Origin of the sequence: Thermomonas sp. S9 (assembly GCF_024704365.1) — a bacterium.
Lineage (GTDB): Bacteria > Pseudomonadota > Gammaproteobacteria > Xanthomonadales > Xanthomonadaceae > Thermomonas.
Map to the genome: position 1 here is coordinate 1,634,649 of NZ_JAJDFY010000001.1, position 13,446 is coordinate 1,648,094.

Here is a 13,446-nt window from a genome sequence, read left to right on the forward strand (position 1 = left end):
CGCCAGCTCATAGCGCCAGGATCCAGCCCGGCGCCGCCAGCCACGGCCAGGTGGCGCGGTATTCCAGCAGCCCACCGCTCACCCACAGGGTTTCCAGCCCCAGCCCCACCGCCAGCGCCACCAGCATCAAATGCAGTTCGAGCCGGCGATGGGCAGACACCGCCAGCCGCCACGCCGCGAACAGCGCGGCCGCGGCCACGCCCGGCCACCACAGGCCGCGGCCGGCGCCGATCACGGCCGCGAACCAGGTGGCCTGGTAGGCCAGCAGGGTCAGCCAGAAGCGCATGCGCCGTCCTCGCCCAGGCACGCCGCGCCCGGCGGACGCCAGCCCGGCCTGGCCAGCAGCAGGTGGGCAACGCCCAGGGCGCGCTCGCGGAAGCCGCCTTCGCAATAGGCGAGATAGAACTCCCACATGCGGATGAAGCGCGCGTCGAAGCCCTGCGCCCGAACCTCCGCCAGGCGCGCCAGGAAGCGCTCGCGCCAAGCCTCGAGGGTGCGCGCGTACGACAGGCCGAAATCCTCCAGCCCCACCAGCGCCAGGTCGCTGCTGCGGGTCTTGGCCTGAAGCATCGCGCTGATGGACGGGATGAAACAGCCGGGGAAGATGAAGCGCTTGATGAAATCCACCGATTTGAGCGCCTGCTCATAGCGGTGGTCCTCGATGGTGATCGCCTGGATCAGCGCCAGTCCCTCGCGTTTGAGCAGGCGCCCGATCTGGCCGAAGTAGGCCGGCTGGTACTCGGCGCCGATCGCCTCGATCATCTCGATCGATACCAGCTTGTCGTACTGGCCGGCAAGGTCGCGGTAATCCGACTGCAGCAGGGTGATGCGCTCCTGCAGCCCGGCCTCGCGCACGCGCGCAGCGGCCAGCTGGTACTGCTCGCGCGAGATGGTGGTGGTGGTGACCCGGCAGCCGTAGTGGCGGGCGGCGTGCAGGGCAAAGCCCCCAGCCGGTGCCGATTTCCAGCACGTGGTCGTCCGGGCCGAGGGCCAGCTTGCGGCAGATCAGGTCCAGCTTGCGGGTGGAGGCCGCCTCCAGGGTGTCATCCGCGCCGGCCCAGTAGGCCGAGGAATACATCAGGTCGGAGGACAAAAACAGGCGGAAGAAGTCGTTGCCGAGGTCGTAGTGGGCGGCGATGTTGCGCCGGCTGCCGCCGCGAGTGTTGCGGCGGAGCAGGTGCAGCGCCTTCATCGCCAGCCCGCCCAGGCGCGCGCTGCCGCCTTCCATGCCGTCCAGCAGCGCGCGGTTGCGCACCAGCAGGCGCACCAGGGCGACCAGGTCGCTGCAGCGCCACAGGCCGTCCATATAGGCCTCGCCCGCACCCACGCTGCCGTGGGTGGCGAGCAGGCGGTAGAACGCCGGGTCCAGCACCTCCAGCGTCACCTCGGGGCCCTCGCCGGCGCGTCCGAACGTGAGCGTGCCGAGCGCGTCGCGCACTTCCAGCCGGCCGTAGCCGAAGCCGGCCAGGCGCTGCAGCAGGCGGTCGCGCAGGAAGCGGTCGATGCTGCCGAAGCGAGGTGCGGTTTCGGAATGAGCGATGGCGTTCAAGATCGGCCTCCGGAGGTGCGGGGATGGTCGTGGAAGGGCGTGCGCTTCAGGTGCAGCCGCAGCGCCTGCCAGTAGATCGCGGCGACCACCTGCGCGGTCATCAGCGGATAGCGCCACAGCACCCGCGCCAGCGAGGCGGCGCCCAGCGGCAGGCGTTGCAGCGAAAGGTGGGCGTCGAACTCGCGGCCGTCGGCATCCAGCACGTCCATGTGCACCTGCAGATCGTCGCCGGGCACGCTGAGGCGCCAGTCGTAGCGGCGCGCCATGCCCACGAAGGGCGAGACGTGGAAGGTTTTGTCGAAACTCCAGCGCAGCATGCGGCCGTGACGCGCCGCGTTCGCCACCGGCAGCACGTAGGCATGGCGCTCCAGCCAGGGCGTGTTGGTGATCTCGGCGACGATGCTGTGCAGCGTCGCACCGTCGGCCTCGAAGCAGTAGTAGAAGCTCACCGGATTGAACACGATCCCGGCATAGCGCAGGTGCGTGAGCAGCCGCACCGGGCCTTGCGGGCGCTCGCCGGTGGCGGCCTGCACCCGGTCTTTCACCGCCTCTTTCAGCGGGCGGTCGGTGGGTCCGAGGAAATCGGCGCGGCGGAACTCGGCGAGGTTGCGGCGATCCACCGACCACAGCCAGCGGCCGCGGAACGCGGCTTCGACCTCGTCCAGATCGAGGTAGAGCTGCGCCATCCGGTAGGCGAAGGCATGCGCATGCGGCTTGTGCCGGCGATGCCGCACCCGGCCCTCGTACACCGCGCTGTTGGGTGCGGCTGTCATGCCGCGCCCCCGCCGTCCGGCCAGGCCACGCCGAGCGCGCGCGCCACTTCCACCGCGCTGCGCATGCCGTCCTCGTGGAAGCCCCAGCCCCAGTAGGCGCCGGCGAACCAGGTGCGGTTGACGCCCTGGATCTGCGCCCGCCGGCGCTGCGCCGCCACCGCCAGCGGGGTGTACACCGGATGGTGGTAGGTGAGCCGGCGCAGCACCTTGGCCGGGTCGATCGCCTCGCTGCGGTTGAGCGTCACCACGAACGGCTCGGGCGAGCGGAGGCCCTGCAGCAGGTTCATGCAGTAGCTGACCGTGCACGCCACCTCGGGCTCGGCCGGCACGTGCGCGTTCCACGCCGCCCAGGCCTTGCGCCGGGTCGGCAGCAGGCGCGCATCGGTGTGCAGCACCACCTCGTTGCGCTGGTAGGGGATGGCACCGAGGATGTCGCGCTCGCCCGCGCTGGCGTCCGCCAGCAGCGCCAGGGCCTGGTCGCTGTGGCAGGCCAGCACCACCTGGTCGAAACGCTCGCCGTTGGCGATCCGGCTGTCCATCTGCACGCCGCGGTCATCGCGGCGGATCGCCCGCACCGGGCAGCGCAGGCGTTCGTGCACCTGCCAGCGCGCGCGCAGCGCGGAGACGTAGGTGGACGAGCCGCCGCGTACCACCCGCCACTCGGGGCGGCCGCTGACCTGCAGCATCTGGTGGTTGGCCATGAACTGCACCAGATAGCGCACGGGGAACTGCAGGATCTGCTGCGGTGGCGAGGACCACAGCGCCGAGGCCATCGGCACCAGGTGCAGATCGCGGAAGGCCGCGCCGTAGCCGTTGTCCTCGAGCCAGTCGCCCAGGGTCGGCCCCGGGCCGTCGCCCTGCAGCAGCTGCGGCGCCTGCCGATAGAAGCGCAGGATGTCGCGCGCCATGCCCCAAAAGCGCGGCGAGACCAGGTTGCGGCGCTGGCAGAACAGGCCATCGAGGGAGGTGGCGTTGTATTCCAGCCCAGTGCGCGCATCGTGCACCGAGAAGCTCATGGTGGTGGGCTGGGTGGCCACCCCGAGGTCGTCGAACAGCCGCGTCAGCAGCGGGTAGTGCGCCGGGTTGTGGACGATGAAGCCGGTATCCACGCGGTAGCGCTGCCCGGCCTGCTCGACTTCGTGGGTGTGGGTGTGACCACCGAGATAATCCTCCGCCTCGAACAGCACCACCTCGTGCGCCTGCGACAGCATCCAGGCGCTGGCCAGCCCGGAGATGCCAGACCCGACGACGGCGATCCGCATGTCAGCGCTCCGCCTTGTCCAGCACCCAGGCGGGCACCGGCTTGAGGTCGCGCACCAGGCCCAGCGCGGCCAGCAGGCGCAGCCCGTACCAGGTCAGGTCGATCTCCCACCAACGAAAGCCCTGGCGGGCGCTGCTGGCATAGAAATGGTGGTTGTTGTGCCAGCCCTCGCCGAAGGTGAGCAGCGCCAGCCACAGGTTGTTGCGGCTGTCGTCGCGGGTGGGGAAGCGGCGACTGCCGAAGCGGTGCGCCAGCGAGTTGATGGTGACGGTGGCATGGAACAGCACCACGGTCGAGATGAAAAAGCCCCACACCAGCAGCTGCGGCCCGCTGGTACGAAGGTCCGGCCACACGGCCTGCAGCAGCGCGCCCAGCCCGAACAGGCCGCCTGCCAGCGCCAGCGGCACCGCCACGTCGAAGCGGTCCAGCCAGCGCAGCTCCGGGTAGCGGGCGAGGTCGGGGACCCGGCTGAGATCGGTGGCGAACGCGCCGCGGGTCAGGAACCAGCCCATGTGGCTGCGCCAGAAGCCGTGCCGCGGCGAATGCGGGTCCTGCGCGGTATCCGCGTGGCGGTGGTGGTGGCGGTGATGGGCGGCCCACCACAGCGGGCCGCGCTGTACGCAGGAAGCGCCCATGAGTGCGAACACGAACTGCACGGCGCGCGAGGTGCGAAAAGCACGGTGCGAGAAATAGCGGTGGTAAAAACCGGTGATCGCAAACATCCGGACCACGTACAGCAGGGCGGCGACCGCCACGGCGATGGGGGATACGCCCACCCAGATCACGCCCAGGCAGCCCAGATGCAGCAGGATGAAGGGCAGCACCCGCAGCCAGTCGATGCGGTCGGGATCGGCCCCTTGCGCCACCGCGCCGCTGTCGAACCATTGGCGCAGGCGGTGCCCCAGCCGGGGCGGCGGAGAGGGTGGAGCGGCGGTCGCCGGGTCCTGGAGCATTGCGCGCATCCTTGGGGAATGCCCGCTGTACGCCGCCCGCCGCCGATTGGATGCAGGCGCGCCGGCCCGCCGGCGATTCCGGGCGCGCTGCATCCGTTTGCCGCACGGGTGCGTAATGCAGGCCAGATTCCCCAACCGCGCGGCCTCCCGTACCATGCGACCCAACGTCCACCATGGAGACCTGTCGCCCTTCGAGGCGGCCAGAGCCATGTCGATTGCCGGCGCAAGCCCCGGTGAGCCGGGTTATTGGATCGGTCAGATGCAGGCGGTGGCGCTGCGCCGCGACCAGGCCTGCTTCATGCGCATCTACGACCACTTCGCCCCGCGCGTGCGGCTGTACCTGCGCGGACTGGGGGGCGCCGGAGGCGGTGGCCGAGGAACTGGCGCAGGAGGCCCTGCTGCGGCTGTGGCAGCGCGCCGACACCTACGATGCCGGGCGCAGCACGCTGTCCACCTGGCTGTTCCGGATCGCCCGCAACCTCCACATCGACCGCCTGCGCCGCGAAAACCACTGGATCGCGGTGGACATCGAGCCGGCGCTGGACTGCGAGGAGGAAACCGAAGCCCCCGGGTTCTCCTCGGCCGAGCGCTTTGCCGCGCACGCCGACCTCAACGAACGGATCGACCGCCTGTCGGCGATCCAGGCCCGCCTGATCCGCATGTCGTACTTCGAAGCCAAATCCCACCAGCAGATTGCCGACGAGCTCGGGATGCCGCTGGGCACCGTGAAATCCTCGATCCGGCGGGCGTTCCAGCGCCTGCAGGCCGGCGTGCAGGGGGACGCATGATCCCGCGCCACCACCTCGACCCGGCTACCCTGGTCAGCCATGCCGCCGGCGCGCTGTCGCCGGAGATGGCGGCGGTCGCCGACACCCACCTGGAAGGCTGCGCCTACTGCCGCCGCCAGCTGGCGGATGCCGAGCGCATCGGCGGCAGCCTGCTGGCGCAGCAGCAGCCGGGCGCGGAAGACCCCGCCCGCGACGAGCGTCTGCGCGCGGACATGCTGGCGCGCCTGCGTGAGCCGCTGCCGATCGTCGAACGCAAGGCTGAAGCCGCTCCTGCGCGCCTGCCGGCGGACGCCCTGCCGCGCCCGCTGCAACCTTACTTCGGCAAGACCTGGAAAGACCTGCGCTGGCGCTGGGTGGCGCCCGGGGTGCAGATGATCCGCGCGCCGAAGATGAGTGGCGATACCCTGATCCTGCTCAAGATCGCGCCGGGCAAGAGCATGCCGGTGCACAGCCACCGCGGCAGCGAGCTGACCCAGATCCTCAAAGGCGCCTATGACGACGAGCTGGGCCATTTCGGCCCCGGCGACATGGCCGACCTGGACAGCGACGTGGAGCACCAGCCGGTGACCTCGCCGGGCGTGCCCTGCATCTGCGTGGCCGCACTCGACGGCCCGCTGGAGTTCCGCGGCTGGCTGGCGCGCAAGCTGCAGCCGCTGGTGGGGCTGTAAGCCGCCGCGCGCCGCGCCCTCCTTGGCGCGGCCCTGGTTGCCCCGGGAACGCGAAAGGCCCGCGCACAGGCGGGCCTTCTCGTGTGCCGAATGGGCGGCCGCGGGTCAGTCGCCGCCGCGGCGCAGCGACAGAAATTCCTTGCGCAGCGACGGGTCGCTCAGGAAGCGGCCGCGCATCACGCTGTTGATCATCCTGGACCCATCGTCCTTCACCCCGCGCCAGTGCATGCAGTAGTGGTCAGCCTCCATCACCACCGCGATGCCGTCCGGCTTCAGGCGCTGCTCCAGCAGGTCGGCGATCTGGCTGACCGCTTCTTCCTGGATCTGCGGGCGCCGCATGATCCACTCGACCAGACGTGAATATTTGGACAGCCCGATCAGGTTGGAGTCGGCATTCGGCAGCACGCCCACCCAGACCCGCCCCATGATCGGGCACAGGTGGTGCGAGCAGGCGCTGCGCACGCGCAAGGGGCCGACGATCATCAGCTCGTTCAGGCGCTCGGCGTTGGGGAACTCGGTCACCGCCGGGGCGTGCTGGTAGCGGCCGGCGAATACTTCGCGCACATACATCTTCGCCAGTCGGCGCGCGGTGTCGCGGGTGTTGTGGTCGTGCTCCAAATCGATCACCAGCGCGCGCAGCAACTCCTGTGCGCGCGCGGCGACCTCGCGCTCGATCTCCTCCAGCTCGCCCGGCTGCAGGTAGCCGGCGATGTTGTCGTTGGCGTGGAAGCGCACGCCGGCCGCGCGCAGGCGCTCGCGCACGCGCTGCGATGCCGGCTGGGTGGACAGGCATTGGAGGGGAACGGGTTCGCGCAGGGGATGCGACATGGCCGGGCTCGCTGGAAAAAGGGGGAGGGAGACGGACGTGCAACGAAGGTGCTTACGCCGCAAACGGCGCCTTGGATGCGCGCCGGGTTCACACCTCGTCAAGTCGGCCCAGCAGCTGGTCGGCCCGCGCGGCGAGCGCCCGGCGGCGCTCGAGTGGCATCCGCGCCAGCTGGCGGTAGGGCATGGCCAGCCGCGGGTTGCCCGCCAGGTGCGCGTGGTGGCGGTCGAGGAAATCCCAGTACAGCGCATTGAACGGGCAGCCGTGCGGGCCGGTGGCCAGATCGCGGCGGTAATGGCAGTGCCGGCAGTGGTCGCCCATCCGGTGCAGGTAGGCCGCGGCCGACACGTAGGGCTTGGTCGCCAGCAGGCCGCCGTCGGCATACTGGCTCATGCCCAGCGTGTTCGGCAGTTCCACCCATTCGAACGCGTCGATGTAGATGCCGAGATACCAGCGGTGCAGTGCCTGCGGGTCGAGCCCGGCCAGCAGCGCGAAATTGCCGATCACCATCAGGCGCTGGATGTGGTGGGCGTGCGCGTGCGCCAGCGATTGCCCGATCGCGCTGCGCACGCAGGCCATGCGGGTGTCGCCGTCCCAGAACCAGCGCGGCAGCGGACGCGCGTGCCCGAACGCGTTGCTGGCGTCGTAGCCGGGCATGCGCGCCCAGTACACGCCGCGCACGTATTCGCGCCAGCCCAGGATCTGGCGGATGTAGCCCTCCACCGCCGCCAGCGGTGCGCGCCCGGCGCGGCCCTCGGCCTCGACCCGCGCGATCACCTCCGCCGGCGAGAGCATCTTCACGTTCAGCGCGAACGACAGCAGCGAGTGGAACAACCGCTGGGCGCGGCTGCTCAGGGCGTCCTGGTAGTCGCCGAAATGCGGCAGCGCGTGCTCGACGAAAGCGTCGAGCTGGGCCAGCGCCTCCTCGCGATCGACCGGCCAGCGGAAGCTGTCCGCCGAGGGAGCGCCGAAGCTGGCGACGCCGGCGGCTTCGATGCTGGCCCACAGCGCGCGGTGGTCGTGCACCGGCCGCAGGTCCGGCGGTTCCGGCGGGCGGCCGTGCCAGGGCTTGCGGTTCTCGGCATCGAAGTTCCAGCGCCCGCCCAGCGGGCTGCCATCGGGCTCCAGCAGCACGCCGTGGCGCTGCCGCATGTGGCGGTGGAACGGCTCCATCGTCCAGCGCTTGCGGCTGCCGAAGAAGCGCGCCACGGCAGAGCGCTCCGCGAGGAAGTGCTGGCTGTCCACGCCGTGCGCCGGGATCGGCAGGCGCGCGGCATACTCGCGCAGCTGCGCGTCCAGCCGCCATTCGTCCGGATCCTGGTATTCGAACGCGGTGGCGCCGTGCAGGGCGATCAGTCGGTCCAGGTTGGCGGTCAGCGAGGGCAGGTTGGCGGGATCGTCGATCCGCAGGTAGTCAACCCGGTGGCCGGCCGCGCGCAAGCGCTCGGCGAAGCGGCGCATCGCGGCGAAGATGGCGAGGATTTTCTGCGCGTGGTGCAGGACGTAATCGGTCTCCTGCCGCACTTCCATCAGCACGTACAGGACATCCTCGCGCACCGCGTCGAACCAGGGATGATGCGGGTTCAGCTGGTCGCCGAGTATCAGCCGCAGGCAGGTCATGCAGCGCCGCTCATGCTGTGGATCGTGGCCGCAGCGGCATGGCCGGCGGCAGGCGCGGGCTTACTCGCATTCACCGTGGAAGACGTCGCTGCCTTCGCCGCGTTCCGGCCAGCGCTGCGGCACGCGCTGGATGCGCGCCGGGTCGTAGCCCATCGCGCGGGCGCGCCCCAGCATCGCCTGCCAGTCGGCCTCGCTGACCTGCGGCGTGCGCGCCATGTACCACAGGTAATCGCGGGCATCGCGCACGACCAGCACCTGGCTGTAATCCGGCGCCAGCCAGCCCACCTTGTACTGCGCCTTGAACAGGCCGAAGAAGCGCACCTTCCACTCGGCATTGCCGGTACCGGGCACCACCAGCCCGGTGGATTGCAGCAGCTTCACCGGGGCGTCGAAGCGGTCCGGGCGGTAGCGGTACCAGGTGCAGACGTTGCCGTCGCGGTCGAGGCGGTAGGTTTCCACCGGGTTGTGGTTGCCGCGCTCGAGCCGGGTCGGGATGATGCCGACCACGTACCAGCGGCCCATGTAGCGCGGCAGGTCGACGTGGTCCACCGGCGTGATCGGGGCGGCGGCGCGGGCGCAGCCGGTGGCCGCGACGGCCAGCAGGAATGGAAGCAGCGAAGCGGCGAGCAGGCGCATGGGCGTGGCGAGGTGCGGAGGATGCCTTCGATTACGCAGCCGGCGCGGGGGTGGATGCAGCCGCGCCGCATCCGCCGCGCCGCGCCGCGCGTACTGCAGTCATCTCCAGATGACGGGGCGGCGAGGACGCGATGGACGCAGCGGGCACGAACGGGAAGATCCTGGTGTATGGCGCCACCGGCGGCGTCGGCGAATGCCTGACGCGGCAGCTGGCCGCGGCGGGGCATCCGCTGCATCTGGTGGCGCGCGACGCGCAGAGGCTGCAGGCGCTGGCCACGGCGCTGGGAGCCGGCTTCAGCGCGGTGGATGTCACCGTCGAGGGCGCCTTCGCGCAGGTGGCGGCCGAGGCCGGTACGCCGCTGTCCGGGCTTGCGTATGCAGTGGGCAGCATCAACCTCAAGCCCTTCACGCGCCTGACCGCGACGGATTTCCTGTGTGATTTCCAGCTCAACGCGGCGGCGGCCGCGCTGGCGGTGCAGGCGGCCTTGCCGGCCCTGCGCGCGGCGCCCGGCGGGCGCGCCTCGGTGGTGCTGTTCTCCTCGGTGGCCGCCGGCCGCGGGTTCGCACTGCACGCCTCCATCGCGATGGCCAAGGCGGCGGTGGAAGGCCTGACCCGGGCGCTGGCCGCCGAGCTGGCGCCAGCAATCCGGGTGAATGCGATTGCGCCTTCGCTGCTGGACACCCCGCTGGCGCAGGGCATCGCCGGCAACGTGCACCTGCGCGAGGCGGTGGCGGCCAGCCACCCGCTGGGGCGGATCGGGCAGGCGGACGATGCGGCGGCGCTGGCGGCGTTCCTGCTGTCCGCGCAGGCCGACTGGATCACCGGCCAGGTGCTGGGCGTGGACGGCGGCCGCGGCGCGGTCGCGGGCAAGTAAAGGGTGCGCCGATGCCGCGGATGCGCCGCAAGCACGAACTGCCGCAGAAGCCCTGCGCGGCCTGCGGGCGCCCATTTGCATGGCGGCGCAAATGGGCGCGCGACTGGGAATCCGTGCGCTACTGTTCCCGGCGCTGCCGGAGACGCGACCGGAGGAAATGAACGATGGGCAAGCAGGTGCTGCTGGTAGGCGCGACCGGGCTGGTGGGGCGGGGCGTCCTGAATGTGTTGCTGGAGGCGCCCGACATCGCGCGGGTGACGGCGCTGGTGCGGCGACCGCTGGCGATCACGCATCCCAAACTGCGCGTGCAGCAGATCGCGGAGTTCTCCGCCGCCGTGCTGGCCGGGCTCGACCTGCACGGCCTGGAGGCCTGCCTGTACTGCGCCGGCCCGCTGCCGCTGGGCATGGGCGAAGCGGCCTACCGCGAGGCCACGGTCGCCACCCTCGCGCGGGTGGTGCAGGCCTACGCCCGGGCGAACCCGGAGGGCTATGTGGCCTACGTCTCCGGCATGGGCGCCGACCCCGGCAGCCGGCTGGTGCCGCTGCGGGTGAAGGGCGAGGCCGAGGCCGTGCTGGCGCGCTGCGGGCTGCAACACACCAGCCTGCGCCCGGGCGTGGTGCGTCCGGTGGACGGCGTGCGCTCGCCGCACCGGCTGCGCGGCCTGGCCTACCGCCTCGGCGATCCGCTGCTGGCGCTGGCCGCGCACCTGGCGCCGGCCATCTTCACCACCACGGCCGCGATCGGTGCCTGCATGTTGCGCTTGGTACTGGCCGCCGGCCCGCGCCCCACCGTGATCGAGAACGCGGATATCACGCGGCTGGGCGGCGAGTGAGCGTCGGGCCTTCCGCCGCTCAGGCAGAGGGCAGGGATTCCCAGGCCGCCAGCGCAGCCTGGCGTGAGGCGGCCAGGTCCACCATCGGCGCGGGATAGCCGCAGGCGGCCAACGCGGACGGGTTCTTCCAGGCCTCGTGCAGGGTCCTGGCCGGCAGCGCCGCCAGCTCCGGCAGCCAGCGCTTGAGGTAGGCGGCGTCGGGGTCGAACTTGGCCGATTGCAGATAAGGGTTGAATACCCGGAAATAGGGCGCGGCATCCGCTCCGCAGCCGGCCACCCACTGCCAGCCCAAGGTGTTATTGGCCAGGTCGGCGTCCACCAGCGTGTCCCAGAACCAGCGCGCGCCGTGGTGCCAGTGCTGGCGCAGGTTCTTGGTCAGGAAGCTGGCCACCACCATGCGCACGCGGTTGTGCATCCAGCCGGTGTGCCAGAGTTCGCGCATGCCAGCATCCACCAGCGGGATGCCGGTGCGGCCGCGCTGCCAGCGGCTCGAGCAGGGCGGGGGCGTCCTGCGCCCAAGGGAAGGCATCGAAGCGCGGGTTGAAGTTCGCCTGCGGCGTGTCCGGGAAGTGGTAGAGCAGGTGGTGGGCGAATTCGCGCCAGCCGAGTTCGCGCAGATAGGACTCGAGGTCCGGACGCTGGCGCCCCCGGCCTGCTGCGCGCGCTGCTGCAGCAGGGCATGGATCTGGACCGGCGTGATCTCGCCGAAATGCAGGTGGGGCGACAGGCGCGAGGTGCCATGGCGGGCCGGCAGGTCGCGCGATTTCGCATAATCGTTCACGGCATCGTCCGCGAAGATCTCCAGCAGTTCCCGCGCCCCGGCTTCGCCCGGCGTCCACTGCGCCGCCATGCCGGCATCCCAGCGGATCGCCGGCAGCAACCCCAGCGCGGCCACCGGAAGGCCGCCGTCCGCCTGCAGCCACTGGCGCGCCCGCGCGATTGGCAGCGGCGTCGGTGCCGGCAGCTGCGCCCGCAGCCTGCGCCAGAACGGGGTGAACACGCGGTATGGCTGGCCGCCGTCGGTGGCCAGCGTCCAGGGCTCTCGCCAAAGGTTGCCCGAATGGCTGTGAACCTCTATCCCGTCGGCGCGCAGCGCGGCTTTCAATGCAGAATCGTGGGCAATCGCGGCCGGCTCGTAGCGCCGGCTCCAATACACCGCGCGGGCACCGCTGGCAGCACACAGCTGGCGAATGCAGGTCAGGGTATCGCCCGTTGCGATATGCAGGCGTCCGTCCTGACATGACAAGGTCTGGTCCAGCGCGCGCAGGCTGTGATGCAGCCACCAGCGGCTGGCCGCGCCCGGTGCCCAGTCGCCATCGGCGGCCGGATCGTGTACGTATACCGGCAGAATGCGGTCATGTGCGGAGCACGCCGCGTGCAGGGCGGGATTGTCGGCCAGGCGCAGGTCGCGCCGGAACAGCACCAGGGCGGTGGACATCAAGGCACCGGATAGGAGGTCGGTAGAGGTAGTGCCGGCTTATACGTGAACCTCGAGCGTCCCGATGCGGTAGTCTGGATTTTACATAATATGTATTATGCGAAATAAGATGAACCAAAATAACCCCGCTCCGGTGCCGCCGCCCCGCTGCAGGCGGCTGTTCATCGCAGAGATTTCCGCCTCTTCCAGGTAGAAACTCTACGATTCGAGGCAGACAACTTTGCCATCCGATGAACCTAGGCAGTCTTTATTGCCTTGAGGTTGGCGCATTGCAGAAATGTCTACCGAATCGATGCGCCGGACTCAGCGCCTGCATCGGTGCCGGAGCCGTCAGTGGGCTTGCTGGTTTGGCGGCGCACTCGTGGGCGTGCAGTTTTCCAGTCAAGGCACTACGTTCCATCGAGCAATGGTCCGCCCCGTTCGAGCTGGCTTCCACGCCGCTCTCACTGTACCCGCGCGGACCCCGGGACAAGTCGCTCACCGATGGCTCGTTCATAAAATGGGGCTACTACAGCGTCCACCAGCCAGTCTGGCACCTCGCCCGGCTCGAACGCAGTGAGATCCACCGACAGTTGGAGCTCATCGGCGTGTGTCTGTAACGCGGTGGTGGTGGCCCGTGCAACACGTTCCGCATCCTTAATCGGCACAGCAACGGCGATCAGTAGCCCACGTCCTGGCGTGTCTGAGTTGCCGATCTCGACGGCATACGCGGCCGAAACACAGGGCAAGGCTGCAAACAGCGGAAGCAGATGGTCGACCACCCACGCGGGAATTTCGTCAAGGGGATTAATCCGATACTGGTGTTCTCCGGCCTCGACGCGTTCCAGGACTGCGACTTCGCCGCGATCGAGCAATGCAGCCACTTCTTCGGGGTAAAGCGTGCAGCTGACGGTATTTGGATTGAGCATGAAGGTCGCACCCCGGGCCAGCTCAAACAGCTGTCGCCCGAGCAACACGACCACCGTTGCATTTGCGCCAGCGGCGGATTTGGCTTGCGTCTCGTCGCTGAAGAACGGCAGCACCGTCAGTCCGTCGGGCGTCGTGAACTGGATGAAACGCAGGCGGCCACTACGGTCATGGCGCGGGGCGTGAGCGTAGACCGTCGCCTCCAGCAAGGCACGGAAGAACGCTGGTTCCGCCGCCTTATCGGCGATCGCCAGCTGCATCAAACGACTGAGCTCGTCTTCGGAGATCACTTTGGTGACGCGGCACTTTTCCCTAAGTAT

General features: G+C 69.9%; 14 protein-coding genes and 3 pseudogenes. 5 read left to right on the plus strand and 12 right to left on the minus strand.

Annotated elements, in window-relative coordinates; translation table 11 throughout:
- Window positions 1–7 precede the first annotated feature (7 nt).
- The 5 genes and pseudogenes from LJB71_RS08140 to LJB71_RS08160 form a co-directional block, all read right to left on the minus strand.
- Window positions 8–286, minus strand: a complete 279-nt coding sequence (locus tag LJB71_RS08140) for a DUF2878 family protein (protein WP_310649406.1) — start codon at window positions 284–286, stop codon at window positions 8–10.
- Window positions 271–1,549, minus strand: a pseudogene (locus LJB71_RS08145) (cyclopropane-fatty-acyl-phospholipid synthase family protein). Before LJB71_RS08145 ends, LJB71_RS08140 begins: the two are co-directional and overlap by 16 nt.
- Entirely contained in the window at window positions 1,546–2,322 is a 777-nt protein-coding gene (locus LJB71_RS08150) for a DUF1365 domain-containing protein (protein ID WP_259303801.1), read from the minus strand. The pseudogene LJB71_RS08145 and the gene LJB71_RS08150 overlap by 4 nt, the downstream one beginning before the upstream one ends.
- Window positions 2,319–3,584, minus strand: a complete 1,266-nt coding sequence (locus tag LJB71_RS08155) for an FAD-dependent oxidoreductase (protein WP_259303802.1) — start codon at window positions 3,582–3,584, stop codon at window positions 2,319–2,321. Before LJB71_RS08155 ends, LJB71_RS08150 begins: the two co-directional genes overlap by 4 nt.
- A 1-nt stretch (window position 3,585) precedes the next feature.
- Complete coding sequence (locus LJB71_RS08160) at window positions 3,586–4,536, minus strand: acyl-CoA desaturase (RefSeq protein WP_259303803.1); 951 nt, start codon at window positions 4,534–4,536, stop codon at window positions 3,586–3,588.
- 368 nt (window positions 4,537–4,904) lie between these two features.
- Between LJB71_RS08160 and LJB71_RS08165 the strand changes: the two genes are divergently transcribed.
- Window positions 4,905–5,324 (plus strand): sigma-70 family RNA polymerase sigma factor, encoded by a 420-nt coding sequence (locus tag LJB71_RS08165; RefSeq protein ID WP_259303804.1) that lies wholly within the window; start codon window positions 4,905–4,907, stop codon window positions 5,322–5,324.
- Window positions 5,321–5,992 (plus strand): ChrR family anti-sigma-E factor, encoded by a 672-nt coding sequence (locus LJB71_RS08170; protein WP_259303805.1) that lies wholly within the window; start codon window positions 5,321–5,323, stop codon window positions 5,990–5,992. Before LJB71_RS08165 ends, LJB71_RS08170 begins: the two co-directional genes overlap by 4 nt.
- 105 nt (window positions 5,993–6,097) lie before the next feature.
- On the opposite strand, the gene folE is transcribed toward LJB71_RS08170, so the two are convergent.
- The 3 genes from folE to LJB71_RS08185 all read right to left on the minus strand — a co-directional run bounded on the left by folE (window position 6,098) and on the right by LJB71_RS08185 (window position 9,074).
- Window positions 6,098–6,820, minus strand: a complete 723-nt coding sequence (gene folE, locus LJB71_RS08175; protein ID WP_259303806.1) for a GTP cyclohydrolase I — start codon at window positions 6,818–6,820, stop codon at window positions 6,098–6,100.
- Window positions 6,821–6,908: 88 nt separating this feature from the next.
- Complete coding sequence (locus LJB71_RS08180; RefSeq protein WP_259303807.1) at window positions 6,909–8,438, minus strand: cryptochrome/photolyase family protein; 1,530 nt, start codon at window positions 8,436–8,438, stop codon at window positions 6,909–6,911.
- Between the two features lie 60 nt (window positions 8,439–8,498).
- Window positions 8,499–9,074 carry a lipocalin family protein gene (locus LJB71_RS08185; protein ID WP_259303808.1) on the minus strand — a complete coding sequence of 192 codons (576 nt, stop codon included), beginning with the start codon at window positions 9,072–9,074 and terminating at the stop codon, window positions 8,499–8,501.
- A gap of 131 nt (window positions 9,075–9,205) precedes the next feature.
- Between LJB71_RS08185 and LJB71_RS08190 the strand changes: the two genes are divergently transcribed.
- From LJB71_RS08190 to LJB71_RS08200, 3 genes are read left to right on the plus strand one after another with little or no spacing between them, the layout of a single operon-like run.
- A complete protein-coding gene (locus LJB71_RS08190) occupies window positions 9,206–9,949 on the plus strand; it encodes an SDR family oxidoreductase (protein WP_259303809.1) in 744 nt (247 codons plus the stop codon).
- A gap of 20 nt (window positions 9,950–9,969) precedes the next feature.
- A complete protein-coding gene (locus LJB71_RS08195) occupies window positions 9,970–10,110 on the plus strand; it encodes a DUF2256 domain-containing protein (RefSeq protein WP_259303810.1) in 141 nt (46 codons plus the stop codon).
- Window positions 10,111–10,113: 3 nt separating this feature from the next.
- Window positions 10,114–10,782, plus strand: a complete 669-nt coding sequence (locus tag LJB71_RS08200; RefSeq protein ID WP_259303811.1) for an NAD(P)H-binding protein — start codon at window positions 10,114–10,116, stop codon at window positions 10,780–10,782.
- A 19-nt stretch (window positions 10,783–10,801) separates the two neighbouring features.
- Here LJB71_RS08200 and LJB71_RS14640 read toward each other — a convergent pair whose 3' ends face one another.
- From LJB71_RS14640 to LJB71_RS08210, 4 genes and pseudogenes are all read right to left on the minus strand, one after another.
- Window positions 10,802–11,311 (minus strand): FAD-binding domain-containing protein, encoded by a 510-nt coding sequence (locus LJB71_RS14640; RefSeq protein ID WP_345779463.1) that lies wholly within the window; start codon window positions 11,309–11,311, stop codon window positions 10,802–10,804.
- 28 nt (window positions 11,312–11,339) lie between these two features.
- Window positions 11,340–11,705, minus strand: a pseudogene (locus tag LJB71_RS14645) (hypothetical protein); the annotation flags it as partial.
- A gap of 35 nt (window positions 11,706–11,740) precedes the next feature.
- A pseudogene (locus tag LJB71_RS14650) lies at window positions 11,741–12,220 on the minus strand (deoxyribodipyrimidine photo-lyase); the annotation flags it as partial.
- A gap of 443 nt (window positions 12,221–12,663) precedes the next feature.
- Window positions 12,664–13,416, minus strand: a complete 753-nt coding sequence (locus LJB71_RS08210; protein ID WP_259303813.1) for an SseB family protein — start codon at window positions 13,414–13,416, stop codon at window positions 12,664–12,666.
- Window positions 13,417–13,446 lie beyond the last annotated feature (30 nt).

Coding starts and splice junctions, on each gene's coding strand:
- LJB71_RS08140 (WP_310649406.1), bottom strand. CDS start 286: ATGCGCTTCTGGCTGACCCTGCTGGCCTACCAGGCCACCTGGTTCGCG.
- LJB71_RS08150 (WP_259303801.1), bottom strand. CDS start 2,322: ATGACAGCCGCACCCAACAGCGCGGTGTACGAGGGCCGGGTGCGGCAT.
- LJB71_RS08155 (WP_259303802.1), bottom strand. CDS start 3,584: ATGCGGATCGCCGTCGTCGGGTCTGGCATCTCCGGGCTGGCCAGCGCC.
- LJB71_RS08160 (WP_259303803.1), bottom strand. CDS start 4,536: ATGCTCCAGGACCCGGCGACCGCCGCTCCACCCTCTCCGCCGCCCCGG.
- LJB71_RS08170 (WP_259303805.1), top strand. CDS start 5,321: ATGATCCCGCGCCACCACCTCGACCCGGCTACCCTGGTCAGCCATGCC.
- folE (WP_259303806.1), bottom strand. CDS start 6,820: ATGTCGCATCCCCTGCGCGAACCCGTTCCCCTCCAATGCCTGTCCACC.
- LJB71_RS08180 (WP_259303807.1), bottom strand. CDS start 8,438: ATGACCTGCCTGCGGCTGATACTCGGCGACCAGCTGAACCCGCATCAT.
- LJB71_RS08185 (WP_259303808.1), bottom strand. CDS start 9,074: ATGCGCCTGCTCGCCGCTTCGCTGCTTCCATTCCTGCTGGCCGTCGCG.
- LJB71_RS08190 (WP_259303809.1), top strand. CDS start 9,206: ATGGACGCAGCGGGCACGAACGGGAAGATCCTGGTGTATGGCGCCACC.
- LJB71_RS08195 (WP_259303810.1), top strand. CDS start 9,970: ATGCGCCGCAAGCACGAACTGCCGCAGAAGCCCTGCGCGGCCTGCGGG.
- LJB71_RS08200 (WP_259303811.1), top strand. CDS start 10,114: ATGGGCAAGCAGGTGCTGCTGGTAGGCGCGACCGGGCTGGTGGGGCGG.
- LJB71_RS14640 (WP_345779463.1), bottom strand. CDS start 11,311: ATGCCTTCCCTTGGGCGCAGGACGCCCCCGCCCTGCTCGAGCCGCTGG.